This window comes from Bradyrhizobium sp. B025 (assembly GCF_042257955.1).
Classification (GTDB): domain Bacteria; phylum Pseudomonadota; class Alphaproteobacteria; order Rhizobiales; family Xanthobacteraceae; genus Bradyrhizobium; species Bradyrhizobium diazoefficiens.
The window spans coordinates 5,540,001-5,563,734 of sequence record NZ_CP170150.1 but is presented as its reverse complement, the minus strand read 5'-3'; the positions used below and the strand labels follow the sequence as shown (position 1 = coordinate 5,563,734).

General features: G+C 65.4%; 24 protein-coding genes and 1 pseudogene. 9 read left to right on the top strand and 16 right to left on the bottom strand.

All coding sequences use genetic code 11. From position 1 onward, the window contains the following. Positions 1 to 5: 5 nt before the first annotated feature. The 4 genes from flhB to atzF all read left to right on the top strand — a co-directional run bounded on the left by flhB (position 6) and on the right by atzF (position 6,853). Entirely contained in the window at positions 6 to 1,085 is a 1,080-nt protein-coding gene (gene flhB, locus ACE10W_RS26125; RefSeq protein WP_028173299.1) for a flagellar biosynthesis protein FlhB, read from the top strand. Between the two features lie 154 nt (positions 1,086 to 1,239). Then, entirely contained in the window at positions 1,240 to 3,825 is a 2,586-nt protein-coding gene (cckA, locus tag ACE10W_RS26120) for a cell cycle histidine kinase CckA (RefSeq protein ID WP_028173300.1), read from the top strand. Positions 3,826 to 4,296: 471 nt separating this feature from the next. Continuing rightward, positions 4,297 to 5,298, top strand: a complete 1,002-nt coding sequence (locus ACE10W_RS26115) for a Tim44 domain-containing protein (RefSeq protein WP_011088551.1) — start codon at positions 4,297 to 4,299, stop codon at positions 5,296 to 5,298. A gap of 169 nt (positions 5,299 to 5,467) precedes the next feature. Next, positions 5,468 to 6,853, top strand: coding sequence for an allophanate hydrolase (gene atzF / locus ACE10W_RS26110; RefSeq protein ID WP_304547670.1), 1,386 nt, complete (start codon positions 5,468 to 5,470; stop codon positions 6,851 to 6,853). Between the two features lie 10 nt (positions 6,854 to 6,863). Here atzF and ACE10W_RS26105 read toward each other — a convergent pair whose 3' ends face one another. The 4 genes from ACE10W_RS26105 to ACE10W_RS26090 form a co-directional block, all read right to left on the bottom strand. Then, complete coding sequence (locus ACE10W_RS26105) at positions 6,864 to 7,589, bottom strand: Crp/Fnr family transcriptional regulator (RefSeq protein ID WP_028173302.1); 726 nt, start codon at positions 7,587 to 7,589, stop codon at positions 6,864 to 6,866. Between the two features lie 90 nt (positions 7,590 to 7,679). Then, positions 7,680 to 8,519: an ABC transporter ATP-binding protein gene (locus ACE10W_RS26100; protein WP_375762776.1), complete on the bottom strand. Its 840-nt coding sequence runs from the start codon at positions 8,517 to 8,519 to the stop codon at positions 7,680 to 7,682. A gap of 20 nt (positions 8,520 to 8,539) precedes the next feature. Continuing rightward, positions 8,540 to 9,244 carry an ABC transporter permease gene (locus ACE10W_RS26095; protein ID WP_304547668.1) on the bottom strand — a complete coding sequence of 235 codons (705 nt, stop codon included), beginning with the start codon at positions 9,242 to 9,244 and terminating at the stop codon, positions 8,540 to 8,542. 134 nt (positions 9,245 to 9,378) lie between these two features. Further along, positions 9,379 to 10,380, bottom strand: coding sequence for an NrtA/SsuA/CpmA family ABC transporter substrate-binding protein (locus tag ACE10W_RS26090; RefSeq protein ID WP_304547666.1), 1,002 nt, complete (start codon positions 10,378 to 10,380; stop codon positions 9,379 to 9,381). 317 nt (positions 10,381 to 10,697) lie between these two features. On the opposite strand from ACE10W_RS26090, the gene ACE10W_RS26085 reads away from it, so the two are divergent. Together ACE10W_RS26085 and ACE10W_RS26080 are read left to right on the top strand one after the other, a co-directional pair. Further along, complete coding sequence (locus ACE10W_RS26085; RefSeq protein WP_028173306.1) at positions 10,698 to 11,372, top strand: hypothetical protein; 675 nt, start codon at positions 10,698 to 10,700, stop codon at positions 11,370 to 11,372. Positions 11,373 to 11,450: 78 nt separating this feature from the next. Then, entirely contained in the window at positions 11,451 to 12,158 is a 708-nt protein-coding gene (locus ACE10W_RS26080) for a glutathione S-transferase (protein WP_028173307.1), read from the top strand. A 304-nt stretch (positions 12,159 to 12,462) separates the two neighbouring features. On the opposite strand, the gene ACE10W_RS26075 is transcribed toward ACE10W_RS26080, so the two are convergent. From ACE10W_RS26075 to ACE10W_RS26065, 3 genes are all read right to left on the bottom strand, one after another. Further along, entirely contained in the window at positions 12,463 to 13,137 is a 675-nt protein-coding gene (locus ACE10W_RS26075) for an isoprenylcysteine carboxylmethyltransferase family protein (protein ID WP_011088543.1), read from the bottom strand. A 116-nt stretch (positions 13,138 to 13,253) separates the two neighbouring features. Next, entirely contained in the window at positions 13,254 to 13,427 is a 174-nt protein-coding gene (locus ACE10W_RS26070) for a hypothetical protein (RefSeq protein WP_165448166.1), read from the bottom strand. A gap of 291 nt (positions 13,428 to 13,718) precedes the next feature. Continuing rightward, entirely contained in the window at positions 13,719 to 14,198 is a 480-nt protein-coding gene (locus ACE10W_RS26065) for a hypothetical protein (protein WP_011088541.1), read from the bottom strand. Between the two features lie 248 nt (positions 14,199 to 14,446). Here ACE10W_RS26065 and ACE10W_RS26060 point away from each other — a divergent pair, with 248 nt between their 5' ends. Further along, on the top strand, positions 14,447 to 16,102 hold the full coding sequence (locus ACE10W_RS26060) for a fumarate hydratase (protein ID WP_304547663.1): 1,656 nt from the start codon (positions 14,447 to 14,449) through the stop codon (positions 16,100 to 16,102). Positions 16,103 to 16,283: 181 nt separating this feature from the next. On the opposite strand, the gene ACE10W_RS26055 is transcribed toward ACE10W_RS26060, so the two are convergent. The 6 genes from ACE10W_RS26055 to ACE10W_RS26030 form a co-directional block, all read right to left on the bottom strand. Next, on the bottom strand, positions 16,284 to 17,204 hold the full coding sequence (locus ACE10W_RS26055) for an SH3 domain-containing protein (RefSeq protein ID WP_304547662.1): 921 nt from the start codon (positions 17,202 to 17,204) through the stop codon (positions 16,284 to 16,286). Positions 17,205 to 17,216: 12 nt separating this feature from the next. Further along, positions 17,217 to 17,513: a hypothetical protein gene (locus tag ACE10W_RS26050; protein WP_304547661.1), complete on the bottom strand. Its 297-nt coding sequence runs from the start codon at positions 17,511 to 17,513 to the stop codon at positions 17,217 to 17,219. Positions 17,514 to 17,619: 106 nt separating this feature from the next. Then, positions 17,620 to 18,174, bottom strand: a complete 555-nt coding sequence (locus ACE10W_RS26045; RefSeq protein ID WP_011088537.1) for an inner membrane-spanning protein YciB — start codon at positions 18,172 to 18,174, stop codon at positions 17,620 to 17,622. Positions 18,175 to 18,186: 12 nt separating this feature from the next. Beyond that, the gene (locus ACE10W_RS26040) at positions 18,187 to 18,762 is read right to left on the bottom strand and encodes a hypothetical protein (protein WP_304547660.1); all 576 of its coding nucleotides are present in this window, start codon (positions 18,760 to 18,762) and stop codon (positions 18,187 to 18,189) included. A 76-nt stretch (positions 18,763 to 18,838) separates the two neighbouring features. Beyond that, entirely contained in the window at positions 18,839 to 19,093 is a 255-nt protein-coding gene (locus ACE10W_RS26035) for a hypothetical protein (RefSeq protein ID WP_304547659.1), read from the bottom strand. A gap of 144 nt (positions 19,094 to 19,237) precedes the next feature. After that, positions 19,238 to 20,635 carry a carotenoid oxygenase family protein gene (locus ACE10W_RS26030; protein ID WP_304547658.1) on the bottom strand — a complete coding sequence of 466 codons (1,398 nt, stop codon included), beginning with the start codon at positions 20,633 to 20,635 and terminating at the stop codon, positions 19,238 to 19,240. Between the two features lie 106 nt (positions 20,636 to 20,741). Here ACE10W_RS26030 and ACE10W_RS26025 point away from each other — a divergent pair, with 106 nt between their 5' ends. Continuing rightward, positions 20,742 to 21,482, top strand: coding sequence for a TetR/AcrR family transcriptional regulator (locus ACE10W_RS26025; RefSeq protein WP_011088533.1), 741 nt, complete (start codon positions 20,742 to 20,744; stop codon positions 21,480 to 21,482). A gap of 22 nt (positions 21,483 to 21,504) precedes the next feature. Here ACE10W_RS26025 and ACE10W_RS26020 read toward each other — a convergent pair whose 3' ends face one another. After that, positions 21,505 to 22,110, bottom strand: a complete 606-nt coding sequence (locus ACE10W_RS26020; RefSeq protein ID WP_370205779.1) for a hypothetical protein — start codon at positions 22,108 to 22,110, stop codon at positions 21,505 to 21,507. Positions 22,111 to 22,273: 163 nt separating this feature from the next. On the opposite strand from ACE10W_RS26020, the gene ACE10W_RS26015 reads away from it, so the two are divergent. Beyond that, positions 22,274 to 22,834: an SET domain-containing protein gene (locus tag ACE10W_RS26015; protein ID WP_011088531.1), complete on the top strand. Its 561-nt coding sequence runs from the start codon at positions 22,274 to 22,276 to the stop codon at positions 22,832 to 22,834. A gap of 131 nt (positions 22,835 to 22,965) precedes the next feature. Here ACE10W_RS26015 and ACE10W_RS26010 read toward each other — a convergent pair whose 3' ends face one another. Together ACE10W_RS26010 and ACE10W_RS26005 are read right to left on the bottom strand one after the other, a co-directional pair. Beyond that, positions 22,966 to 23,364, bottom strand: a complete 399-nt coding sequence (locus tag ACE10W_RS26010) for a hypothetical protein (RefSeq protein ID WP_011088530.1) — start codon at positions 23,362 to 23,364, stop codon at positions 22,966 to 22,968. 52 nt (positions 23,365 to 23,416) lie between these two features. Beyond that, positions 23,417 to 23,646, bottom strand: a pseudogene (locus ACE10W_RS26005) (hypothetical protein). Positions 23,647 to 23,734: the final 88 nt, after the last annotated feature.

Genomic DNA, 23,734 nt, shown 5'->3' with positions numbered 1-23,734 from the left:
GATCGATGGCGGAAGACAACGATCCAGAGAGCCAAACAGAAGACCCGACGCAAAAACGCCTCGACGAGGCGCTCGAACGCGGCGACGTCGCCAAGAGCCAGGAGATCAACACCTGGTTCATGATCGCTGGCGGCACGCTCGTGGTCTCGACCTTCTCGGGCTCGGTGGGCAGCGGGCTGGTGACGCCGATGCGCAACCTGCTCGCCAATTCCTGGATGATCAAGACCGACGGCCGGGCCCTGCTTGCGCTGCTGCAGCAGATCGAATTCGCGGTGCTTGCGGCGATCGGCGTGCCCCTGCTGATGCTGGTGCTGGCGGCCGTCGCCGGCAACATGCTCCAGCACCGCCTGGTCTGGTCGGCCGAATCCCTCAAGCCCAAATTCAGCAAGCTCTCGCCCGCGGCCGGTTTCAAGCGCATCTTCGGCAAGCAGGCGGCCGCGAACTTCCTGAAAGGCCTCGGCAAGCTGATCGTGCTCGGCGTGGTCATGGGCACGATCCTGTGGCCGGAGCGGCATCGCATGGAGGCGATGGTCAGGCTCGATCCGGCCGCCATGCTCGGCGCCACCACCAGCTTGACCATTCACCTGCTCGGCGCGGTGGTCGCGGCGCTCGCGATCATCGCCATAGGCGACTACTTCTTCCAGTACCGAAGCTGGTTCCAGCGGCAGAAGATGTCGCTCCAGGAGATCAAGGAAGAGTTCAAGCAGTCCGAAGGCGACCCGCACATCAAGGGCAAGATCAGGCAGCTGCGGCAGCAGCGCGCCAAGAAGCGCATGATGGCGGCGGTTCCCAAGGCCTCCGTGATCATCACCAACCCGACCCACTATTCGGTGGCGCTGTCCTACGAGCGCGGCATGCAGGCACCGATCTGCGTCGCCAAGGGCGTCGACAATCTCGCCTTCAAGATCAGGGAGATCGCGCGCGAGCACGACATCCCCATCGTCGAGAACGTGCCGCTGGCCCGTGCGCTCTACGCCACCGTCGAGATCGACCAGGAAATCCCGACCGAGCACTACCATGCGGTCGCCGAGGTCATCGGCTACGTCATGCGGCTGAAGCGCGGATTCGGCGCCGGGCGGGGATAAAATACCCGAAAAGTACCGGAAATGGCCGTAATCTGGGAATCAGCGTACCTTTCGCCCTTGCTGCCCTTGCGCCTGCGGGTCCGATTCAGGCAGGGAGGACCCCACGCGCGCCGCAGCGCGTTGATTCTCTGCCGACAGGCTGCGCCAGCTCGAGATGACTGCTGAGACCGACCACGACCTCACACGCGAGCCCGTTGCGGCGCACGAGCCTTCGCCGCGCTCGGGCAGCATTGCGCTGGTGCTGCTGGTGGCCGCCGGCCTGGTCGCGGTCGCCGTCGGGCTGATGACGCTCGGCCGCGCGCAGGCGCAGCCCTATATCCTCGGTATCCTCGCCGTGCTGGCGATGGTCGGCCTGTTCAACCTGTTCGCCTTCGCTGCCGGCATCATCCGCTTCGCCGACCGCAGTCTCGACGATCCAGTCGTGGGTCGTATCGCCGATCATGGCTTCGACGGGCTGGCCGTGACCGATCCGCGCGGCCATGTGGTCTATTCCAACGCGGCCTATCTGACCCTGACCGGCGCCACGGGCCCGCAGGACGTGCGCCCCGTCGAGCGCGTCTTCATCGGCAATCCCGACGTCTCCGAAGCCGTGTTCCGTCTGCTGAAGGCCGCCCGAGAGGGCAAGCGGCAGCAGGAAGAGGTGCGCATCTCCGGCCATGACGGCAGCCAGGGCCGCTGGCTGCGCATGCGGGTGCGCCCGCTCGGCACCGGAAAGCGCGAGGCGAAATACGCGGTGTGGTCGATCGCCGACATCACCCGCGACCGCGAGCGCCAGGAGGACGTGTTCCAGGAGCTCCAGCATGCGATCGAATATCTCGATCACGCGCCTTGCGGCTTCTTCTCGGTCAATCCGGCCGGCGAGCTCGCTTACGTCAACGCGACGCTGGCGAACTGGCTCGATTACGACCTCGCCGAGATCGGCTCGGGCGGGCTGAAGCTCGCCGACATCGTCTCCGGCGACGGCGCTTCGCTGCTCAGCTCCATCGTGGCCGTGCCGGGCGAGGTGAAGACCGAGGTCTTCGACATCGACCTGCGCATGCGCACCGGCAAGACCATGCCGGTGCGGCTCTATCACAAGCTCGCCTTCGGCGCCGACGGCGCGCCGGGGCCGTCGCGCACGCTCGTGATCAGCCGCGCCCGCGACGAGCGCAGCGATCCGGACCGCGCCGCCGAAGTGCGTTTCATGCGCTTCTTCGACCACACGCCGATGGCGATCGCCACCGTCGACCGCGGCGGCAACGTCGTGCGCGCGAACGCGCGCTACGCCAAGCTCGCGCAGGGACTCGGCCTCGACAGCGCCAGCAAGTCGATCTTCCGCGCCATCAATTCACGTGACCGCCACCTTGTGATCACGGCCATCAACCAGGCCGCGGAAGGCAAGGCCGACATCGCGCCGGTCGAGGTGGCGCTGGAAGGAACCAAGGAGCGCTGGGGCCAGTTCTTCGTCACGCCGGTCGACGCTGCCGAGAACGACGCTGAAGCCGCCATCGTGCACATGCTCGAGACCACCGAGCGGCGCGCGCTGGAGAACCAGATCAACCAGTCGCAGAAGATGGAGACGGTCGGCCAGCTCGCCGGCGGCATCGCCCACGACTTCAACAACGTGCTGTCCGCCATTATGATGGCGAACGACTTCCTGCTGAACGCGCACAAGCCGACCGATCCGTCGTTCCAGGACATCATGCAGATCAAGCAGAACGCGACGCGCGCCGCGACGCTGGTGCGGCAGTTGCTCGCGTTCTCGCGGCGGCAGACGCTGCGCCCGCAGGTGCTGGATCTCGGCGATGCGCTTTCCGACCTCACCATGCTGCTGCGCCGGCTGATCGGCGAGAAGGTCAAGCTCGATCTGATCCACGGCCGCGACCTCTGGCCGGTGAAGGTCGACGTCTCCCAGTTCGAGCAGGTGATCGTCAATCTCGCGGTGAACGCCCGCGACGCCATGCCCGACGGCGGCAAGCTGATCATCCGCACCGCCAACGTCGCCACCGAGGATGCGGGCAAGCTCGCCTACAAGGGCATGCCGGCGGCGGACTATGTGCGGATCGAGGTCGCCGACACGGGCACCGGCATCCCCGCCGACATCCGCGACAAGATCTTCGAGCCGTTCTTCTCGACCAAGGAAGTCGGCAAGGGCACCGGCCTCGGCCTCTCCACCGTCTACGGCATCGTCAAGCAGACCGGCGGCTTCATCTATGTCGACTCCGAGCCGGGGCAGGGTACCTCGTTCCACATCTTCCTGCCGCGCCACCATGCCGAGCCGGAGGTGCAGGTCGAGCAGCCCGCGGCAGTGGTCAGCACGGCCAATGGCGCCGCGAAGGAAGCCGTGCCCGCCACGGCCGAAGCAAAGCCGCGCACCGATCTGACCGGACAAGGCACGATCCTTCTCGTCGAGGATGAAGAAGGCCTGCGCGCCCTCAACGCACGCGGCCTGCGCTCGCGCGGCTACACCGTGGTCGAGGCCGAGAACGGCGTCGAGGCCATGGAGATGCTGGAGGAGCAGAGCGGTGCGATCGATCTCGTCGTCTCCGACGTGGTGATGCCGGAGATGGACGGCCCGACGCTGCTGAAGGCGATGCGCGAGAAGAACCCTGATATCAAGTTCATCTTCGTCTCCGGCTACGCCGAGGACGCGTTCGAGAAGAGCTTGCCCGAGGGCCAGCAGTTCGACTTCCTGCCAAAGCCATTCACGCTCAGCCAGCTCGTGGCGGCGGTGAAGGAGACGATGACGAAGCAGGGGTGAGCGCTGCGCGTGGGATGCACACACCGCGCGGCAATCTCTGCCGTCGTCCTGGCGAACGCCAGGGCTTATACCGCGTGATCCATCGATTGCGCGCGCTGCCAATCCCGAACGACCAGTCTTCGCCAAACCGCCTCTTGGGGTAATGGGTCCTGGCGTTCGCCAGGACGACATCGAGGAGACCGCGCGCAATTGTCCCAACACCGTCATTGCGAACGTGGCGAAGCAATCCAGACTGTCTCCGCGGAACCAGACTGGATTGCCTTGTCCCAAGGGCTCAATGACGAGGAAAAAGCGGAATTTTAGCCCTAAAGGCCGCCGGTAACGGGCGACCATGGCCCTTCGCGCGCGGCCCGGCCAAACCCCCGCCAAATATGGGCTTTTGCCACATCCCCGCGACTGAGGGCCGCAGCTACAAGTTCCGAAACCGGCTTCACTTTTCGCTCCGGCTGACCATCTTAGGGGCACGTCCCCATGCCGGGGATTTGGGAAACGAACATGAATTTCTCGCAACGCTCCCGCAGTCTCTTCAAGACGATCGCCGTCGTGCTGGCGCTTGCGCTGCCGACAGCGCTGGCGATCTCGTCCGCCGACGCGCGCGTCGGTGGCGGCATGTCGTCGGGTTCGCGCGGCTCGCGGACCTATTCGGCGCCGCCGTCAACCACGACCGCGCCGGGCTCGACCTCGCAGTTCAACCGCACCTACACCCAGCCGGGCGCAGGCATGAATTCGGCCGCGACCGCGCCCGCGCGCGGCGGCCTGTTCGGCCGCGGCGGCGGTTTCCTGGGCGGCCTTGCGGCCGGCTTCCTCGGTGCAGGCCTCCTGGGCATGCTGTTCGGCGGCGGCCTGTTCGGCGGCCTCGGCGGCCTGTCGTCGATCCTGGGCCTGATCATCCAGATCGTGCTCGTGGTGTTCGTGGTGCGGCTGGCGATGTCGTGGTGGCAGCGCCGCCACACGCCGCAGGCGGCCTATGCCAACGCTGATGCAGGTAGCGGTCCGGGACCGCAGACGAGCTATCGCAGCGGCCTCGGTGGCGGTCTCGGCGGCTTCGGTTTCGGCGCCAACAACGCGCCGCTCGAGATCAAGCCGGTCGACTATGAGGCGTTCGAGCGCCTGCTCGGCGATGTCCAGACCGCATGGTCGAACGAGGACGTGGCCAAGCTGCACACGCTCGCGACGCCGGAAATGGTCTCCTATTTCGAGCAGGACCTCGGCCAGAACCGCGCGCGCAACGTCGTCAACAAGGTCACGAACGTGAAGCTGTTGCAGGGCGACCTCGCGGAAGCCTGGCGCGAGGGCGAGACCGACTACGCCACGGTGGCGCTGCGCTTCGCGCTCACCGACAAGACGCTTGACCGCAACACGGGCGCTGTGGTTGCCGGCAGCGAGCAGCCGGGTGAGGTCACCGAAGTCTGGACCTTCGCCCGACGCCCGGGCGGCACCTGGGAATTGTCGGCGATCCAGCAGACCAACTGATCGCGAGCGAATTGAACAATCAGGGCGTCGTGCTTCGGCACGGCGCCTTTTTCTTTGAGCCGCATTTATCCCCGATCCGGCCGACCATTTGGGCGAAGCACTTAATTGCTTGTTGCCCGCGCGCTGCTCCCGCAATTTCGCGCCTGCCGGTCAGCGAAGGAGATATTCGGTGAGTCAGTCTGTCGCGCGCTCCAGGACAAATCACGAAACCATCGCCAGGAATTCGTCATCGGCGCTGGAGGCGATCGAAACGGCGTACGACCGGATCGAGGCCGAGCGCGAGCGCAATTGCTGGATCTATCTCCGCCCGCGGGAGGAGGCGCTGGAAGAATGCCGCAAGCTGGTGGCGCGCGCGCGGACGGGCGAAAATCTTCCGCTGCTCGGCATTCCCTTCGGTGTGAAGGACAATATCGACGTCGAGGGAATGCCGACCACCGCCGCATGCCCGGCGTTCAGCTACACGCCCTGGCATTCCGCGCACAGCGTCGAACGCCTCACCGCGGCCGGCGCAATTTGTCTCGGAAAGACCAATCTCGACCAGTTCGCCACAGGCCTGTCCGGCGCGCGTTCGCCCTATGGCCCCTGCGCGTCGGTTGCCGACGCGCGCTATGTTTCGGGCGGCTCCAGTTCCGGGTCCGCGGTCGCCGTGGCGGCCGGGCACGTCGCGTTCGCGCTCGGCACCGATACCGGCGGATCCGGCCGCATACCTGCCGGCTTCAACAACATCGTCGGAATCAAGCCGACCGTTGGGCTGGTGTCATCACGCGGGCTGGTGCCGAATTGCCCGACGATCGATTGCGTCTCGGTGTTCTGCAATACCGTCAGCGACGGCGAGGCGATCATCGAAATTATCGAGGGGTTCGATTTCGAAGATCCCTACAGCCGCGTGCCCAGGGCCTTTTCTTTCGCCACAGGGACGGTGCCATCGTTCCGGTTCGGCCGCATCGCGTCCGCCGATCTCGAATGCTTCGGCATGCCGGAATGCGGCGAGCTCTATGAGCGCGCCTGCGAGCGTTTCACGCAGATCGGAGGAACGGCGATCGAGGTGGACTTCGCCCCGTTCCGCCAGGCCGGGGAGTTGATGTTCAGCGGGCCCTGGGTCGCGGAGCGGCACTCGGCCATCGCTTCGCTGATGGACATCGATTCCGGCTTCCTGCTTGACATCACGAGGACCGTGCTGGGCTCAGCCGCCGGCTATTCAGCGATCGACACGTTTGGTGCCATTCACCGGTTGCACCGACTTCGCCGCGACGCCGAGGCGATCTTTGCGGGTATCGATGCGCTGGTGGTCCCGACCGCACCGCGGCCGTTCACGCTGGAGGAGATGGATCGCGATCCGATCACGCTCAACAATCGCCTCGGCTACTACTCGTACTTCGCCAATCTGCTCGATCTCTGCGGCGTGGCGGTTCCGAACGCGACATTGCCGAACGGCATGCCCATGGGCGTGACCCTGCTGGCGCCGGCCTGGCATGATCGCGCGCTGATCGGACTGGCGCGGCGGTTCGAGGCCAGTGCAGGCCGAGCGGCTTTCGAATTGAAGTCTGGCGGCTGAAGGGCGGATATTATTCCATCCCTTGCCCGAGCGTCGAAAGATCCAGGATCGAAATCACGGATCTGTCGTACCTGATCACGCCTTCCTCCTGGAGCCGCGCGAGTTGTACTGTTACCCATTGGCGGGTGGAGCCGATGAGATTGGCGAGATCGCCGTGGGTAAACGGCATCCCGACGACGATCTCGCCGCCGCGCTTCACGCCGTAGACGTGCGACAGGAAGATCAACAGGCTGTGCAGCCGCTCGGTCACCGAGCGCGTCCCGAGCATCTGGGCCATCGCCGAATAGCATCGCGCCTTGAATGCCAGGGCATCCAGCAAGGCGACGGCGATCGTCGGCGATTCGAGCGCAAGCCGCCGCAGCGCCGGTCCGGGCATGAACGTCAACCGGCTGCGTTCGGCCGCAACCGATGTCCACATGTGCGGGCCCGTTCCGAATATATCGGGGCCGCCGACGAAGTTGCCGGGAAACCAGTAGGCGAGCGTGACCTCGCGCCCCGACGGCGCCGCATAGTAGCTGCGGATGCGTCCCTCGCTGATCAGGTAGATCCCGGCCTGTGTGTCGCCCTGAGACCAAACGAGTTGGCCGGCTTCCAGGGCCTTCTCGCGTCCGATCGCACGCAGCCGATTGCAATCGGCCCGGCTGAGACCGTCCAGCAAGCCGGGCAGCGGCCTGACGAGATTGTCCGACTCGGCCAGCATCACGCCTGCCGCTATCGCGCTATTCGCCCTGTGCATCGCCGGCTCCACTGTGAGACCCGGCATCGATTATTCAAGAACCATGCCAGCGCGCTGCCGGCTGCTGCTCGATTTCCGAGTTCTGGGCGATCAGCTCGCGTCCGACTGATTGAACGCCCGCAGCCCTTCTGCGCGGATGACGTCGAGACAATCCTTCTTGAGGGAAAGATAGGTTGGCTCGACCATGACGGCACTCGACCGCGGGCGCGGCAGCTTGACCGCGACTTCGCGCAGGATGCGGCCGGGTCCCGCGCTCATGATGAGAACGCGGTCGGCCAGCACGATGGCTTCATCGATGTCATGGGTGACGAACACGATCGTCGCCTTGATCCGGTCGCGCAGCTCCAGCAGATTGTCTTGCATCACCGCCCGGGTCTGGGCGTCGAGGGCTCCGAAGGGCTCGTCCATCAGCAACAGGCGGGGCTGATTGGCCAACGCTCGCGCGATCGCCACGCGCTGTTGCATGCCGCCGGACAGCGTGTTCGGATAGGCGTCGGCGAAACGCTTGAGACCGATCATCGCGATCAGATCGTCGGCGATGGCGTTCGCTTCCGTCGTGGACTTCCCAAGCATCCTGGGGCCGTGGGCGATGTTCTTGCGGACAGACTTCCAGGGGAAAAGATGCGGCTGCTGGAACACCATGCCGACATCGGGGCGCGGGCTGTAGACACGCGAGCCCTCGACCAGGATGTCGCCTTCAAACGGCACTTCCAGTCCGGCGATCGTATTGAGCACCGTCGACTTGCCGCAGCCGGAGGGCCCGACGATGCAAACGAACTCGCCAGGCGCCACGTCAAAGGAAACGCGATCCACCGCGATGGTCTGCCCGCGATTGGTGTCAAATACGATGCTCAGGCTTGAGACTTGAATGGCCGGTTGTTTCCGCGCCGATTCGACGGAGGCCGGCGAACTTGCCAGAGCCAGTTTTATGATCGATCGAGGTCCCGACATCAGCGCCACCAGACGATACGTTCTGCAAGCGCCGAAAACAGACGGTCGGCAATGAACGAAATCAACCCGAGCGCTGCGAGCCCGCCCATGACCTGGCCCGTTTGCAAATTCTGCTGCGCAATCTCGATCCTGTAGACAATGCCGGCGAAAGCGCCGGCAAGTTCGGCCGCGACAAGCGTGTAGAAGGAGATGCTGACGGCGGTGCGCAATCCGACCACGATGTAGGGAAGCGCGCCCAGCAGGACGATCTCCTGAAGCATCTGCCGCCGTGGCGTGCCGAGCATCAACGCCGCCCGAATGAGGCCGCGGTCGACCTTTTGCACGCCGATGTGGGTCGAAAGCCAAACCGTGAAGAACACGCCCCATACGACGAGGAACAGTTTTCCCGCTTCCGACAGGCCGAACCAGAGGATGACGATCGGCACGAAGGCAATCGGCGGAATTGGCCGCAGGATATGGAATAGCGGGGAGAGCAAGCTCGAGATGACAGGGAATTGGCCGGTGAGGATGCCGAGCAGGATGCCGAGCGCGCCGCCCACGATGAACCCCGTGGTGACGCGAAAGAGGCTGGCCAGCAGATCGCCAAGGAACTGTCCGCTTCGTATCCACTCGAGGACCGCCGCAGCAACCACCGTCGGCGGCGGAAACAGCACCATGTTGACGGCCCCGGAACGGGAGACCAGTTCCCAGAGACCGACGAACAAGGGAAGCGAAAGCGCCCCGACCAGAATGTTGAGACGGCGAAGACGGGCTGAATTCGGCCGCCGACCGTGACCGTCGGTGCGGAGAGCAATTTCCTGTCGTGCTGAAGTGCCGTCCTGCATGGCTGTGCGGGTGTCTATTTCCACGAGAGGGTGACGCGTGCGGGGTCGACCTTCTTCAGTGGCTCGGCGACGACGACCTTGCTGAAGTCGGGCATCGCCGCTCCCGGAGGATGGTTGCCGCTCTCGAGGCGCCATGCGGAGTGAGTCTTGAGGATCTCGATCAGCCGATCGTCGAGACGCACCCGGTAGACATAGTCGGCCCAGATGGGAGCGAGGTCGTCACGCTTCATGCCGACCGCGTCCGCCACCACCGTGATCGCTTCGTCCTGATGTGCCTTCACCCAGACCTCGGCATCGATCAGTGCGGCGATGAACTTCTCGACCACCGCAGGGTTGGCATCCAGATAGGTTTTCATGACGACGATGTTGAACGTCTCGGAGTAGGTGCCCGTTGTATCGAGCTCAGCGACGGCTTCGCCCAGGGCCTTCTTCGCGTTGGCGATGTGGGGTTCCCAAGTGTCGATCGCGTCGATGCTTCCGGCTGCAAGTGCCGGCAGCATTTCCTGCGGCCGCAGGTTGACGAGGGTGACATCCTTGGCAGTCAATCCCGCCGACTTCAGCAACGTCGCCGTGTAGACCTCGCTGCCGGTGCCGGCCGTGAATCCGATTCGCTTGCCGCGAAGCTCTGCCTTGGTCTTGACGCCGGCCTTGGCCGCAACGACCGTCTTGAGGTCGGAATATTCCATGCCGGCGATGAAGGCGATGGGCTGGTTTGCCATCGCCGAAGCGGTGACCGGCGCCTCCGCCGTCGTCGCGATGTCGGCGCCGCCCCCGATCACGGTGTCCAGGCACTGCTTGCCGGACGTGAAGTTCGAGACCGTGATGTCCAGTCCGTTCTTTTCGAAAATCCCCTTCGATTTGGCGACGATTGCAAGGCCGGAGATCGGTCCGAGGTTTTGCGCGAGCCGGGCTTTGAGCAATTCCGCGGCCGAGGCGCAGCCCGGACCGATGGCAAGGCAGCAAAGCGCGGCATAGCCGGCAATTGCCGCGATTGGGCGGACGGTGTTCCAGTGCATGACGATCTCCCCTCGCGCCGCGCCCGGCGGCAGCCCCGATGTGCTCGCGGATGCCGCCCTGAACGGCCCCGCAACGGACTCCCGCGTCCTCCCCTGGGCGATCGCTTGAGGATCGGCCCGTGCTGGGCATGCTCACCCGGCGCTACGGTCGCGGGAAGCAATTAATCGACACGGCCTTCGGGGGCGGCCGGTCCCGCGCCTCCGCTCGAGGTGACGCGCGGTGGGCGGCCGGAATAATGTCCGTCGTGACGGGTTCGTGTCAGAGGGTCAAAGACGGGCCAGCCAAGAGCAATCGCAGGACCAAACGGGAGGATAGGATGAACTTTATTGCCAGAGTCATCGTACCAGCAGGCGCTGCGCTCGCGGTCTTCGCAAGTCCATCGGTGCTGGCGCAGTCAGCCGATATGACCTTCTTCGTGACCTCGAGCGGGCCGGGCAAGGGTGCCGATCTCGGCGGCCTGGAAGGGGCCGATGCGCACTGCCAGAAGCTCGCTCAGGCCGTCGGCGCCGGCGCCAAAACCTGGCGCGCCTATCTCTCGACCCAGGCCGCCGACGGCAAGCCGGCCGTCAACGCGCGCGACCGCATCGGCAAGGGGCCGTGGCAGAATGCGAAGGGCGCGGTCATCGCCAAGGATGTTGCCGAGCTTCATGGCCCCGCCAACAACCTGACCAAGCAGACGGCGCTCAGCGAGAAGGGTGAGGTCTCCAACGGAGTCGGCGATACGCCGAACCGCCACGACATTCTCACGGGGACGCAACCCGACGGCACCGCATTTGCCGCCGGCGACGACAAGACCTGCAAGAACTGGTCGTCCAGCACGCAAGGTACTGCGGTGGTCGGCCATGCCGACCGGCGGGGCCTGCGTGACGACGAGCCGTCGAAATCGTGGAACAGCTCGCACCCCTCGCGCGGTCCCGATGGCGGCTGCTCGCAGGCCGATTTGAAGAGCACGGGTGGCGACGGGCTGCTGTATTGCTTCGCGGCGAATTGAGGCGCGGAACACCGTCCACCGTCATCGAGTTCGTGGTTGCGTGCTACACTTGCCGCAACGCAATCACGGACTGTTTCCATGAAGTACGAGCTTTACTACTGGCCCGAGATTCAGGGCCGCGGCGAATATGTGCGGCTGGCGCTGGAGGAGGCGGGTGCGGCCTACGTCGACGTTGCGCGCGGCCCGCGCGGAACAGCTGCGATGATGAAGATGATGGACGCGCATGAGGGCACGCCGCCCTTCGCGCCGCCATTCCTCAAGGCCGGCAAGCTCGTCATCGGCCAGACCGCCAACATCCTGCTCTATCTCGGCGCCCGCCACGCCCTTGCGCCGCAGACGGATGCAGGCAAACTCTGGGTGCACCAGCTCCAGCTCACCATCGCCGATCTCGTGCTGGAGGTTCACGACACCCATCATCCACTTGGGCCCTCGCTCTATTACGAGGATGCGCGGCCTGCGGCGAAGAAGCGCACGGCCGAGTTCTGGAGCGAGCGCGTGCCGAAATATCTCGGCTATTTCGAACAGCTGCTCGCCGGCAATGGCGGCACTTACGTCACCGGCCGCCGGCTGACCTATGTCGACCTCTCGCTGTTCCAGATCGTCGCCGGGCTGCGCTATGCCTTCCCCAGGCGCATGAAGGCGTTCGAGGCAGACATACCGGGCCTCGTCGGCCTGCACGACCGCGTCGCCGCGCGACCGAACATCAAGGCCTACCTTGCGAGCGAGCGTCGCATTGCCTTCAACGAGCAGGGCATCTTCCGGCGCTACAAGGAGCTCGATAGTTAGCCGGTCCGGAGGGAGGCTGGCGGCAGCCCCCGTTCCGGACCGGCCGTTTCGGGCGCGATCAATCGCCCGAACGCGTCGTGGCTCCCGAGCGTCTGTGAACGCTCCGGACCAGATCGATCGTTTGAATCATCAGGGGCGGGAGCGAGGTCATGCTCGTCAGGGCAGGGGGGCTTGCAGAACATCGTCGCGTCTCCCGTTCACGTGGGTGCGGGCTCCCTCTAGCGGGCTTCGGTTGCGGCGACGTCAGTCGATCGGAGGAGGGCAGGCGCTTTTCCCTGGAGTTGCACGGGACAGAGATGCGCGCTCACCACACGCCGGGTAGCAGACGGTAGCGCACCCGCATCGCATAGTCGGCATAGCCCGGCAGGCCCTCGCGCAGCGTGCGCTCCTCGATGCGGATTCGGACTGCTAGCAGCGCGAGGAAGAGCGGCTCCATCGCAAGACCCCACCACGAGCCCAGCAGCAGCGGGACGCCGGCGAAGAACAGGATCATGCCGCTGTACATGGGATGGCGCACATGCGCGTAGGGCCCCGTCGAGATCACGTGCTGCGCGCGTTCGGCTTGCAGCTTCACCACCGGCGCGGCGAACGAGTTTTCGCGGAACACCCACATCGTGAACAGCGTCGAGGCGAGGAACAGCACGAGGCCGAGGACCTGCAAAGCGAGCGGCATGCCGGAGGCAAGCTGGCGCCGGTCGAGGCCCATCGCGACCAGCCAGGCCAGTATCGCGAGCACGAACACGGCGATGAACGCCTTGTCGGCGGGCGGCTGGTCTTTCTGGATGACCGGACGGAGACGCTCGGCGAGCAGCGCCGGATCAAGCCGGTAGAGCCACCAGCCGCAGAGCGGGCCGAGTAGCGCGGAGGCGATCAGCATCACCCAGGCGCCGGGCCACTGCAGCGTGCCGGCGGACGCGAACAGCAGCGCGCCCGTCGCGACGACGAAGACCGTGTTCTGCAACAAGAGCCGTGCGATCATGCGCAGGTCCCGGGGCAATCCCGCGCCATATTGACCCGGCTATCCGGCAAAGATGCGGCCGGACACGCGAAAAGCCCGATCGACCGGATCGGGCGCTTCAACTTCGGCAGGCCGGATCAGGCGAGCTGATCGATCCGCGTGCCCTGACCCGGCGGCAGCGGCACGGGCGGCTGCGGCTTGTAGGTCGGGTCGGTGTCCTTGGTCTTGGCCTGATCGTCCTGCTGCTTGGTCGTGTCGTAGCTCGGGACCACGATCGCGATCGGCGGCGGCGCAACGGTAGAAACGCTCATCCACAAATCCTCACACATGGAAACAATTGAGTCTGTCCTGCGAGGAGCGAAATTTCCCTCAAGCCAATCGTTAAAATGCGAGGGATCTGGTGCGGTGGGAGGCGTCCTCGCGCCTGTCATTGTGCAATTTCAACGGGCGCCAACTCTCTCATCCGTCATTGCGAGCGCAGCGAAGCAATCCAGTCTGTCTCCGCGGAGGGACTCGCAATGACGGAGTATGCAGCGGGCGACGTTACGACACACGCGAGTCGCGCCTGCGGAAAGCGCGAGGCCTGCGGCAGACGCGCCGGCCTACTCGTCCTTCGGACGCGTGATCGCGATCGAGGCTTCCGTCTTGGTGCGCGAGCAATCCATGTTGAGGCGCTTGAAGCGCATCGACACCTTGTCGCCGCGGAGCAGGCCCATGCGCTTCAGGCAGCGCGTCGCGCCTTTCGCGGTGTCGTCCTTCGGCACCGTGAAGATGATCGCGGCCGCGGACGCGACGAGGTCATAGAACTGCGGCGTCGGCTTGCGGTCGCCCTTGGCATAGAGCTCGTTGGAATAGTTTTGCCCCTGCGCGCGGCAGCCGAGCGAGAGCTCCTTCGCCGCCGGGTGGGTGAGGTAGATGATGTTGGCGGCCTTGAAGTTGACCTTCAGCCTGTCGATGCCGCTCGCAAGCTGCTTTGCGATGTCATCGCACTGGTCCGCGCGGGCAGGCGAGGCGAGGGTCACAAGGCCGGTGATGGCGGCGGCGACCAGGATCGCGCCGCGGACGTTCAGTTTGAAAATCATGATAAAAAGCCCCTTTGGGCGCGCATTCAACCTTCGTCGCGCGCCGAGCGCAAGGGGTGGACGCAAGGCCTGCCGGGCACGATCATCGCCACCTGCGTCCGGCCGACGGTGACCGAAAAAGGACCGTCATGACGTCGAATCGGGATGCCCCGATCGCGCCGGAACGCCTTCCCTTTACGGCAAAAAAGCTTAGAACGCTTCTATGCCAGGGGCCCGCGCGAGGGCTCCAAAACCCCGAGATTCGCTCCATGAACGCTCCCACCGCCTTCCCCGACCCCGCAAAGCCCGTTCCGCCCTACAAGCACACCCCGCTGTTCCCGCTGGGCAAGGACGAGACGCCCTACAAGAAGATTTCGTCCGAGGGCGTCCGGGTCGAGAAGGTCCTGGGCAAGGACATGCTGGTGGTGTCGCGCGAGGCGCTGCGGGCGCTGTCGGAGGCGGCTTTCGGCGACATCAACCATTACCTGCGCCCCGGCCATTTGAAGCAGCTCCGCGCGATCCTGGAGGACGGCGAGGCGAGCCCGAACGACAAGTTCGTCGCGCTCGACTTCTTGAAGAACGCCAACATCGCGGCCGGCGGCGTGCTGCCGATGTGCCAGGACACCGGCACCGCGATCATCATGGGCAAGAAGGGCTGCAACGTCATCACCGACGGTGACGACGAGGCGGCGCTGTCGGAAGGCGCGCGCGATGCGTACCTGCGCCGCAATCTGCGCTACTCGCAGGTCGCGCCGCTCTCGATGTACGAGGAGAAGAACACCGCCAACAACATGCCGGCGCAGTGCGAGATCTACGCCGAGGGCGACGACGCCTACAAGTTCATGTTCATGGCGAAGGGCGGCGGCTCCGCCAACAAGAGCTTCCTGTTCCAGGCGACGCCTTCCGTCCTGACCAAGGACCGCCTGCTCGCGTTCCTGAAGGAAAAGATCCTCACGCTCGGCACCGCGGCGTGCCCGCCCTATCACCTCGCCATCGTGATCGGCGGCACTTCGGCCGAGCTCTGCATGAAGACGGTGAAGCTCGCTTCCGCCCGCTATCTCGACGCGCTGCCGACCCACGGCTCGCCCGACGGCAACGCCTTCCGCGACGTCGAGATGGAGAAGGAAATCCACAAGATGACGCAGTCGCTCGGCGTCGGCGCGCAGTTCGGCGGCAAATATTTCTGCCACGACGTGCGCGTGATCCGCATGCCGCGCCATGGCGCCTCGCTCCCGATCGGGCTTGGCGTGTCCTGCTCGGCCGATCGCCAGGTGCTCGGCAAGATCACCAGGGACGGCGTCTATCTCGAGGAGCTCGAGCACAACCCGGCGCAATACCTGCCGCAGGTCGAGCAGTCGCTCGGCGGCGAGGTCGTCAAGATCGACCTCAACCAGCCGATGAAGGACATCCTGGCGACGTTCTCGAAGTACCCGATCAAGACGCGGGTCTCGATGACCGGCACCATGATCGTGGCGCGCGACTCGGCCCATGCCAAGCTGCGCGAGCGGCTGGAGAAGGGCGAGCCGCTGCCGGACTATTTCAAGAACCATCCGGTCTACTACGCCGGCCCCGCCAAGACGCCGGAGGGCTACGCCTCCGGTGCGTTCGGTCCGACCACCGCGGGCCGGATGGATTCCTTCGTCGACCAGTTCCAGGCCGCGGGCGGCTCCATGGTGATGGTGGCCAAGGGCAACCGCGCGCCGGCCGTGCGCGAGGCCTGCAAGAAGTATGGCGGCTTCTATCTCGGCTCGATCGGCGGCGCCGCGGCGAACCTCGCCGAGCACTGCATCAAGAAGGTCGAGGTGCTCGAATATCCCGAGCTCGGCATGGAAGCGATCTGGCGCATCGAAGTCGTGGATTTCCCGGCGTTCATCATCATCGATGACAAGGGGAACGACTTCTTCAAGGAGTTGAATCTGGGCTAGCTCTTCACCTCTCCCCGCTTGCGGGGAGAGGTCGGACTTTGCGCGTCGCGCAAAGTCCGGGTGAGGGGGACTCTCCACGAGTCCAACTGTCACCGTCCTCGCGGAGACTCCCCCTCACTCCAACCCTCTCAGCGCGAGCGAAGCTCGTCGCGGCCCCGCAAGCGGAGCGAGGGGGAAGAGTTCAACTGCAATTCGTGACCTGGTTGGAGCACAGCGCGCGCCACCAGCCGCGGACGCCGTCGTGGCTCTCGACGAGGCCCCAGAGACCGCTGCAAGCGAGCAGGCGCTTGGGGCCGCCGTCGGTATCGATCGCGCCGCCGAGCTCGCGCTGGGCGGGCATCCATTTGGCGTCGACGAAGGGGGCCTGAAACAGGCCGCCCATGCGTGTGGCGCCGTTGGCGTAGGCGGCGCCGACCTTGTTGGAGGCTACCCAGCCGCGCCCGGCATAGGGCTTTGGCGCGCTGCGCGGATATCTCTTGTCGTCCTCGTAGTCCTTGCCCGGCGGCTTGGCGCCTTCGATCAGAAACCAGCCGTCCTTGAATCCGATGATGCGGAATTCGGTCAGCCAGCCGCCGTCGGGCGTGTTCTCGGCGCCGCCCAGTCTTAGCCGATAGGGTGGCGGCAGCGTGCCGAGCACACGCGCCTTCACTGACGGCTCGGCGCGCACGTTGAGGCCATCAGGGTCCTTGTCGATCGACCAGGCGCCGAGATCGCAGGGCTCGGTGCCGTCGAGCAGCGACGAACGCTTGGCGGCGAGATCGGCGTGCAGTTTTGCGAAATCGGTGTCGTCGTTGTCCGGGTCCGGCCCGGTGCGCGGCTTCAGTTCGGCTGAGACGGCGCGCGTCGCATCCGGCGTCAGTGTGACCACGAGCGCCTGGCGTGCGGCGAACACGCTTGCGGGCGTCTTCGGATCGTTCGATGTCGCCGGATAAACGGCGAGGTAACCGGTCGAGCCATCGGTGCGATAGGCGGTGCCGGCCACAAAGCCCGTCGGCACCATGGCGAGCGCGCTTGCGCGCCACGCCGGTTCGGTGTCATCCGCGCGCGCTGCTTGTGTGACGACGCACAGCATCGCCGCCGCGATGAAACGGAGCACGCGCATGGCTGCGTGGCCTTACGCCCGCGCGCCCGTGAACGGGAAGCTGCCCATCGGGCCGATGCCCATCTCGCCGCTGATGCTGTCGCCGGAGACGGTGCCGTTGAATTCGAGCGTGAGCGGCATCGGTTTGTCGATCGAGACTTTCCAGGAGACGTTGTCGCCAGAGACGGTGCCGTCGAAGATCTCGGCGGAGTTACCTTCCGCAATCTGCGCGCCCGTGAGCGTGCCGCCCGCGGCCTTCAGGCTGAGCGTCGAGTTGCGCTCGCCCATCGGCGTCGTCATGGTCAGATTCCAGCTGCCGTCTACGGCCATTCCCGTCTCCCGAACAAATCCCGGCGGGCCGCGACGATCCGCGGCCAGTCCTGAGCGAGCCTATAACCCAACTCGGCGCGCCTGCCTAACGCTGCATTGGAGGCATTTAGGCGCGGGCCGCGGCGCGCCGGCGGCTGGTGACGATGAGCCGGAGCACGACATACTGCACGGCAAAGGCGAGGATCTTGGCGCCGCCCGCGACCACCGTGATGTAGAACGCCCACAGCTTCAGATCGCCCGTAGCGGCGACCGCGATCATGCCGGCGCCGATCACGAACATCAGCGCCGCCCAGGCATAGCCCGCAGCGGTGACATATTCCGGAACGGTCTCAGCGACGATCGGCGGCATGTAGCGCAGCATCCAGCCGCGCTTGAGCATGATGGCGCCGATCGCGAAATGCGCGATCGAGGGCTTTGCCAGCATGAAGCGGGGATCATTGGTCAGTAGCGTGACCGTGCCCAGCACGACGACGAGCGCGAGGCTTGCATAGGTCATGTAGTTGAGCTGCTGCCCCTTGACGCGGGCGTAGATCACCTGCGCGATCGCACCGGCAATCGCCACCGACGTTGCCAGGACGACGTTGTCGGTGATGAGGTAGACGACAAGGAAGACGATGGCGGAGAGGAAGTCGGAGGCGAGGCGGGCGAATACGTCCTTCATCGTCGATCCTGTTCAGCGGGCGTTGGGCAGCGCGGCGGCCGGCGTACCGTACTTGATCTGGCGATACTCGGGATACCATTTTGTGAAGTAGATCGCGCTGTTGCGGGCGGCGAAGGCGACCGCAAGGCTCGACCAGAGCGGCAGGCCGGGGACGTAGAGCAGCACGAGATTGGCGGCCGCCATCAGCAGCGCCGCCGCGGTCCAAGCGCCGGTGATGACGTAATTGGCATAGAGAAAGCCGGGCATCGCCGCGGTCTCGGCCGGGACCGATTCAATCGCATATTGCAGGGTGAAGGGACGGCGAACCAGCATCGAGCCGAGCGAGATGACGAAGATGCCGACATCGACCGACAGCTTGATGCCGAGCGGGCCGAGCGCGGGGTCGAGCAGCGCGAGGTAGAGGCCGATGGCAGCGAACACGATCGCCGAGCCCACAGCCAGGATCTTCGGCGATCGGCCCTGCGCCACATCGATGGCGACGGTGGCGAGGCAGATCGCGGACGCCGCGAACACGCTGACCGTGGCCGACGTCACCAGCATCAGGAAGGTGTAGGCGCCGTAGGGCGCGAGGATCAGGAAAATCGTCATGGGCCGCCTCGGTCGAGCCGATCTTTACAATGGAAAGATTCCTACTTCAGGGGCGCGCGTGGGTCAAGCAATATCTTTACAGTGTCAAAATCACGTAGGCGACCTCCAAAAGATGAAGGCCTGCAACGACTTGGTCCGATGCCTCCGCGGCCAATTCCGCCCAGGGCAGGAGCGGCAGCGCGCAGCCGGTCATGAAGCCGGCGGAGAGCAAGATGCCGCCGTTGAAGGTGCCATGGCTTCCCCGCCACAGCGAGGTCATCCAGAGTGCGAGCGCGGCGCAGGCCAGGGCGAGGACGGCGAGACAGTCGGCGGTGATCGAGGGCATGTGCATGGGAAACTCCTCTTTCCGTCATTCCGGGGCACGCGAAGCGTCGAGCTACGATGCGCAATCGCGTGTTTGAGGATCCGTCGAGCCGCAGAGCACGCGGTGAAATGGATTCCGGGTTCGCGACTTCGTCGCACCCCGGAATGACGGCTATGCCGCTCCCACCCAATTGCCGTGAAAGCCGTCGGGCACGCGGTGGCCGAGCTGCACCAATGCGGCGGGGCCGGCCTCGATGTCGGTGGCATTGAACACGGCGAGGTCGCTGCGGTTCTCCCGCGCGCGCCACACCACGGCGAGCAGCCAGCCGTCGCCTTCGGCTGCATCGCTCGATCGCTCGACGAAGACCGGCTCGGAGATGGTGTCGCCGGCCGGCAGCAGATAATGGCCGAGCCGTTTGCCGTTGCCGTCGACATGGACGATGCCGGACAGCGCGCCGAACATCGGCAGTTTCGGATTGGGGCAGGCGTACCAGCCGTGACGGCTCTTCAGCCCGGCGCGGCGATCGTCGATGCGCGGGAATTCGCCGGTGAGGTCGTCCAGATACGTCTGCTGGAAGCGATCGGTATTCCCCGAGAGATCGAAGGTCCAGCGGCAATGGCGGGCGCGCGATTTCTCCGGATCGGTCGGCCGGCCGTCGGGATGCGGAAACAGCGGCGCTTCCTCGAACTGCATGACGTCGGCGACGATGCGGTTGCCTTCCTCCCAGGCATTCATGATGTGGAAGACGTAGCAGGCTTCACCGCGGAACCAGACGATGTCCTTGGCCGTGCCGTTGCGCTTCATCACGCCGACATAGGCGCCCTTGTCCGGCTCCCAGGCATAGGGCGGCCGTCCGCTCATCGCGCGCTCCATGCTGCCGGCGATGGGAAGGATCGGAAACAGCACATGGTTCGCGGTGACGATGAAGTCGTGCACCATGCTGGCATAGGGCGCCTCGAACCGCTCGAAGCGCGTCGCCTTGCCGCACGCATCGATCGATCCGAAGGAGAGGGCAGGCGTCAGCGGTCCCGCGGCGTTGTAGCCGAAGAACAGCATCTCGCCGGTGACCGGATCGATCTTCGGATGCGCCGTAAAACTGCCGGCGATGCGGCCCTGATAATTGTGATAGCCGCGCGTGGCCAGCGTGCCCGGCTCGATCTCGGTCGGCAGATGCGCTTCTTCCAGCGCCAGCAGCTTGCCGGCATGGAAGATGATGTTGGTGTTGGCGACGCCGCCGTCGGTGAGATCAGCCGGGGCATCCGGCAGCTTGCGGCCGAAGCCGCCGAACAAAGCGCGGCCGGCGTCGTGCTCGGCGAGCCATTTCGGCGTGCGGACCCAGCGGTTGCGGTAGCTGGCGCGGCCATTCTCGAGGTGGAAGGCGTGCAGCATGCCGTCGCCGACGAACCAGTGCGCGCCGGACGCATCGAACTGCGGATTGGGGCCGTTGCGATAGAGCGTGCCGTTCAGCTCGCGCGGCAATTCGCCGATGATCTTGAGGAAGGGCGCGTCGGCCTCGAATGGAATCGGCGCGATATTGTTGCGGCGCTCGGCGATGGCGTCGTGCTGCACGGCGTATCCCTCTTATCTTTACATCGTAAAGATCAGATAGGGCCGATCGCCGCGCCGGTCAAGCGAAATCTTTACACTGTCAATATTGCGTCATATAGGTTGGCTCATGGGCAAAAGCGATCCGAAGAGCGAAACCAGGACCGAAGCGGCGCGCATCGCGCGCGCCCCGAGTAAGACATCGTCGGCAACGAGCGGACGTCCCGCACGCCGACCGGCCAGTGCGAAGACGGAGGCGCCGTATCATCACGGCGCGCTGCGCGAGGCGCTGCTCCAGGCCGCCGAACGGGTGCTGGAGCGCGACGGGCTTGCGGGCCTGACGTTGCGCGCGGTGGCGCGCGAGGCGGGTGTATCGCATGCTGCGCCGACCCATCATTTCGGCGATCTCACCGGCCTTCTCAGCGAGCTCGCGGCCGTCGGCTTCCGCCAGTTCAACGCGGCGATGGCGTCAGCCTGCGACACCGCGACCACGCCGCTCGCGCGCGCGCTGGCGCGGCCGAAAGCCTATGTCGCCTATGCGCAGGCCCATCCCGGCATGTACGGCATCATGTTCCGCACCGAGCGGCTCGACTATTCCAGGCCCTCGCTGCACGAGGCTGCCGAAGCCTCCTTCGCCGGACTTGCCAACGCCATCGGCGCGATGCGGCAGGAGCAGATCAGCGGCGACGCGCTGACGCTCGACCAGGGCGCCGCGATCGCGCGCGCCTGGTCGATGGTGCACGGCTTCACCACCCTGCTGCTCGACGGACGGCTCAAGGATATTTTGGAGCGGCTGCCCGAGGGGACGACGGCCGAACGGCTGCTTGAGGTGATGCTGACGGCGCCGATTACAGCGAAGTTGCCGACATAGCGCCTTCGATCGGGCGCAGCCCCTACCGCATCGTCGCGAACTCGACGGCGCGGCCGCGCGTGCCGATGACCTTCACCTCGTCCTTGCCGCAGGTGAAGCCGCGGGCGAAATCGTCCGCGGCCTTGCGCGCGAGCTCATTGGCGTTCGGGTTGGCGATTGCATCGACATAGGCGACATGGCAGACCGGGCCCGGCGGCAGCCGTGTCACGACCAGCATGGCCTTGGTGTTTGGCCGTCCCTGCTTGTCGGGATCGCTGCCGTCGGCGATGTGCCAGCGCTGGATGATCGCAAACGGCTTTTGGCCGGCGGCGTGCCACTCGACGGTGGTCTCGGATGAATTGAACGGGGCGAACCAGGTCTTGGCCGCCGGCTCCTCGGCCGCTTCCTTGCGATTGCGCCCGACCGAGACGATCTCGCGAAGATCGTCCTCGGCGATCAGCACCATCAGGCCATCTTTGCCGGGACACATACGCGTCGTGCTGCCGTCGAGCTCGCTGGGCTTTCCGAGCTGGCGGCAGTCCTTGGGCGCCGTCGAAGTGTACGTGCTGCCCACGGATTGGGCGTTTGCGCCACCAAGGACGGTGCACATCAGCAACACGGCCAGGCACGTTGTGGTGATGCGGGTCATCATGAGGCTTTGATGCATCGGGAACTCCGTACCATCAGACGTCTTGATTGTGGGCAAGGTTCAAACAGGCCTACCTGAGACCTGACAGCGGCGCGGAATCGTTCTAGAAGAGCGGCTTCGCTTGGGCCCGTCCGGCCTTGTTCGCGTCCTCGTTCTCCAGATCATGCCAGCCATTTCGTCGAACAAACCTTATCGCGTCGGCCGCTCCAAGACCGGGCTCGGCCTCTTCGCCACCAAACCGATCAAGAAGGGGACCCGGATCATCCGTTATTTCGGACCGATCCTGGACTCGCGGATTCCTGCGCACGACGAGATCGAGAACAAATATCTGTTCGAGCTCAACGGCCGCTGGACCATCGACGGCTCGGTGCGCAAGAACCTCGCCCGCTACATCAACCATTCCTGCCGGCCCAACGCCGAGTCCGACGTTCGCCCGCGCGAGCGCAAGGTCTTCATCCGTGCCATCAAGAACATCGAGCCGGGCGACGAGATCAACTACGATTACGGCACCGACTACTTCAAAGCCTATCTGAAGCCGATCGGCTGCAAATGCGCCTCCTGCGAGACCAAGCGCAAGAAGCTGCGCGCCGAGGAGCGGGCCGAACGCGCCAAGGTGAAGGCGCGCACGGAAGCCAAGGCCAAGAAGGCAGGCGCCAAGGCCGTCAAAAAGAAGAAGCTCAACGGCCACGCCGTCGGCAAGGCCAACGGCAGCGCGCGGGCGTAGCCGTTCATCGCGGTGTCATGCCCCGCGAAAGCGGGGCATCCAGTACGCCGCGGCTTCTCCGTATCCCTCAGGCGTCTCTGGAATACTGGGTCGCCCGGCTAAACCGGGCGACGACAGCAGCGGATGCGGCCTCACGCCGCCACGACGCGCCCGCTCTTCCGCAATCCCACATATTGCAGCTCGGCGAAGACGCCGGTGGCGATCGCCTGGGCCACGACCATGAGCTCGCCCGCGATGTTCGGCGAGACCGCGCCCGAGAGCAGCAGCGCGATGCTGCCGACCGTCCAGGCCGCGTTGCCGACCACAACGAGCAGGACGAGCGGCTTCGGCACCGCGGCGCGCGCGGCAAACCAGCCGACCAGCGCGGTGTAGGCGATCAGGAACAGGCCGGTCTCGCGCAGCAGCGCTTCGGGCAGGTTGAACAACGTTGCGAAGGCGCCTGCGCCGAAAGTGAAGCCGAGGGCGGCCGCGCCGCTGAAGATCGCGTCGGCGAGCAGGGCGCGACGCAGGAAGGTGGATGCGTCAATCATCGTAGGTCTCCTTGCTTGGGTTGGGCTTGGGGGTGGAATCTTGGGGTGGAATTCAGCGCAGTCCGCGCCACCAGGCGCTGAGCAGGCGGGCGATGCGGAACGGGCAGAGGCTCCTGCCGACGCGTGCTCGAAGGCGAGCACCTGTGCGACCACATAGTCGCCGGTCGAATGCACCAGCGGCTCGGGCATGTTGAGGCTGCGCGCCAGCATGCGGGTGGCGAGCGCCATGGCCCAGGGAACAAGGTGGTCTGCAACGGTCCGGTAGAGCAGCAGCGCGATCATGATCATCTCCTGTGCTAGGGAAGATGCGCCGCAGCGACGCCGAATTCGATTACCTCGCAGGTAAGCGGGGCGGCTCTGCGGCTCTTTC

What these genes read in the sequence shown, in the direction of transcription:
- flhB (WP_028173299.1), top strand. Translation starts at nt 6, where the DNA reads ATGGCGGAAGACAACGATCCAGAGAGCCAAACAGAAGACCCGACGCAA.
- cckA (WP_028173300.1), top strand. Translation starts at nt 1,240, where the DNA reads ATGACTGCTGAGACCGACCACGACCTCACACGCGAGCCCGTTGCGGCG.
- ACE10W_RS26115 (WP_011088551.1), top strand. Translation starts at nt 4,297, where the DNA reads ATGCCGGGGATTTGGGAAACGAACATGAATTTCTCGCAACGCTCCCGC.
- ACE10W_RS26105 (WP_028173302.1), bottom strand. Translation starts at nt 7,589, where the DNA reads ATGCACAGGGCGAATAGCGCGATAGCGGCAGGCGTGATGCTGGCCGAG.
- ACE10W_RS26090 (WP_304547666.1), bottom strand. Translation starts at nt 10,380, where the DNA reads ATGCACTGGAACACCGTCCGCCCAATCGCGGCAATTGCCGGCTATGCC.
- ACE10W_RS26085 (WP_028173306.1), top strand. Translation starts at nt 10,698, where the DNA reads ATGAACTTTATTGCCAGAGTCATCGTACCAGCAGGCGCTGCGCTCGCG.
- ACE10W_RS26080 (WP_028173307.1), top strand. Translation starts at nt 11,451, where the DNA reads ATGAAGTACGAGCTTTACTACTGGCCCGAGATTCAGGGCCGCGGCGAA.
- ACE10W_RS26075 (WP_011088543.1), bottom strand. Translation starts at nt 13,137, where the DNA reads ATGATCGCACGGCTCTTGTTGCAGAACACGGTCTTCGTCGTCGCGACG.
- ACE10W_RS26070 (WP_165448166.1), bottom strand. Translation starts at nt 13,427, where the DNA reads ATGAGCGTTTCTACCGTTGCGCCGCCGCCGATCGCGATCGTGGTCCCG.
- ACE10W_RS26065 (WP_011088541.1), bottom strand. Translation starts at nt 14,198, where the DNA reads ATGATTTTCAAACTGAACGTCCGCGGCGCGATCCTGGTCGCCGCCGCC.
- ACE10W_RS26060 (WP_304547663.1), top strand. Translation starts at nt 14,447, where the DNA reads ATGAACGCTCCCACCGCCTTCCCCGACCCCGCAAAGCCCGTTCCGCCC.
- ACE10W_RS26055 (WP_304547662.1), bottom strand. Translation starts at nt 17,204, where the DNA reads ATGCGCGTGCTCCGTTTCATCGCGGCGGCGATGCTGTGCGTCGTCACA.
- ACE10W_RS26050 (WP_304547661.1), bottom strand. Translation starts at nt 17,513, where the DNA reads ATGGCCGTAGACGGCAGCTGGAATCTGACCATGACGACGCCGATGGGC.
- ACE10W_RS26045 (WP_011088537.1), bottom strand. Translation starts at nt 18,174, where the DNA reads ATGAAGGACGTATTCGCCCGCCTCGCCTCCGACTTCCTCTCCGCCATC.
- ACE10W_RS26040 (WP_304547660.1), bottom strand. Translation starts at nt 18,762, where the DNA reads ATGACGATTTTCCTGATCCTCGCGCCCTACGGCGCCTACACCTTCCTG.
- ACE10W_RS26035 (WP_304547659.1), bottom strand. Translation starts at nt 19,093, where the DNA reads ATGCACATGCCCTCGATCACCGCCGACTGTCTCGCCGTCCTCGCCCTG.
- ACE10W_RS26025 (WP_011088533.1), top strand. Translation starts at nt 20,742, where the DNA reads ATGGGCAAAAGCGATCCGAAGAGCGAAACCAGGACCGAAGCGGCGCGC.
- ACE10W_RS26020 (WP_370205779.1), bottom strand. Translation starts at nt 22,110, where the DNA reads ATGACCCGCATCACCACAACGTGCCTGGCCGTGTTGCTGATGTGCACC.
- ACE10W_RS26015 (WP_011088531.1), top strand. Translation starts at nt 22,274, where the DNA reads ATGCCAGCCATTTCGTCGAACAAACCTTATCGCGTCGGCCGCTCCAAG.
- ACE10W_RS26010 (WP_011088530.1), bottom strand. Translation starts at nt 23,364, where the DNA reads ATGATTGACGCATCCACCTTCCTGCGTCGCGCCCTGCTCGCCGACGCG.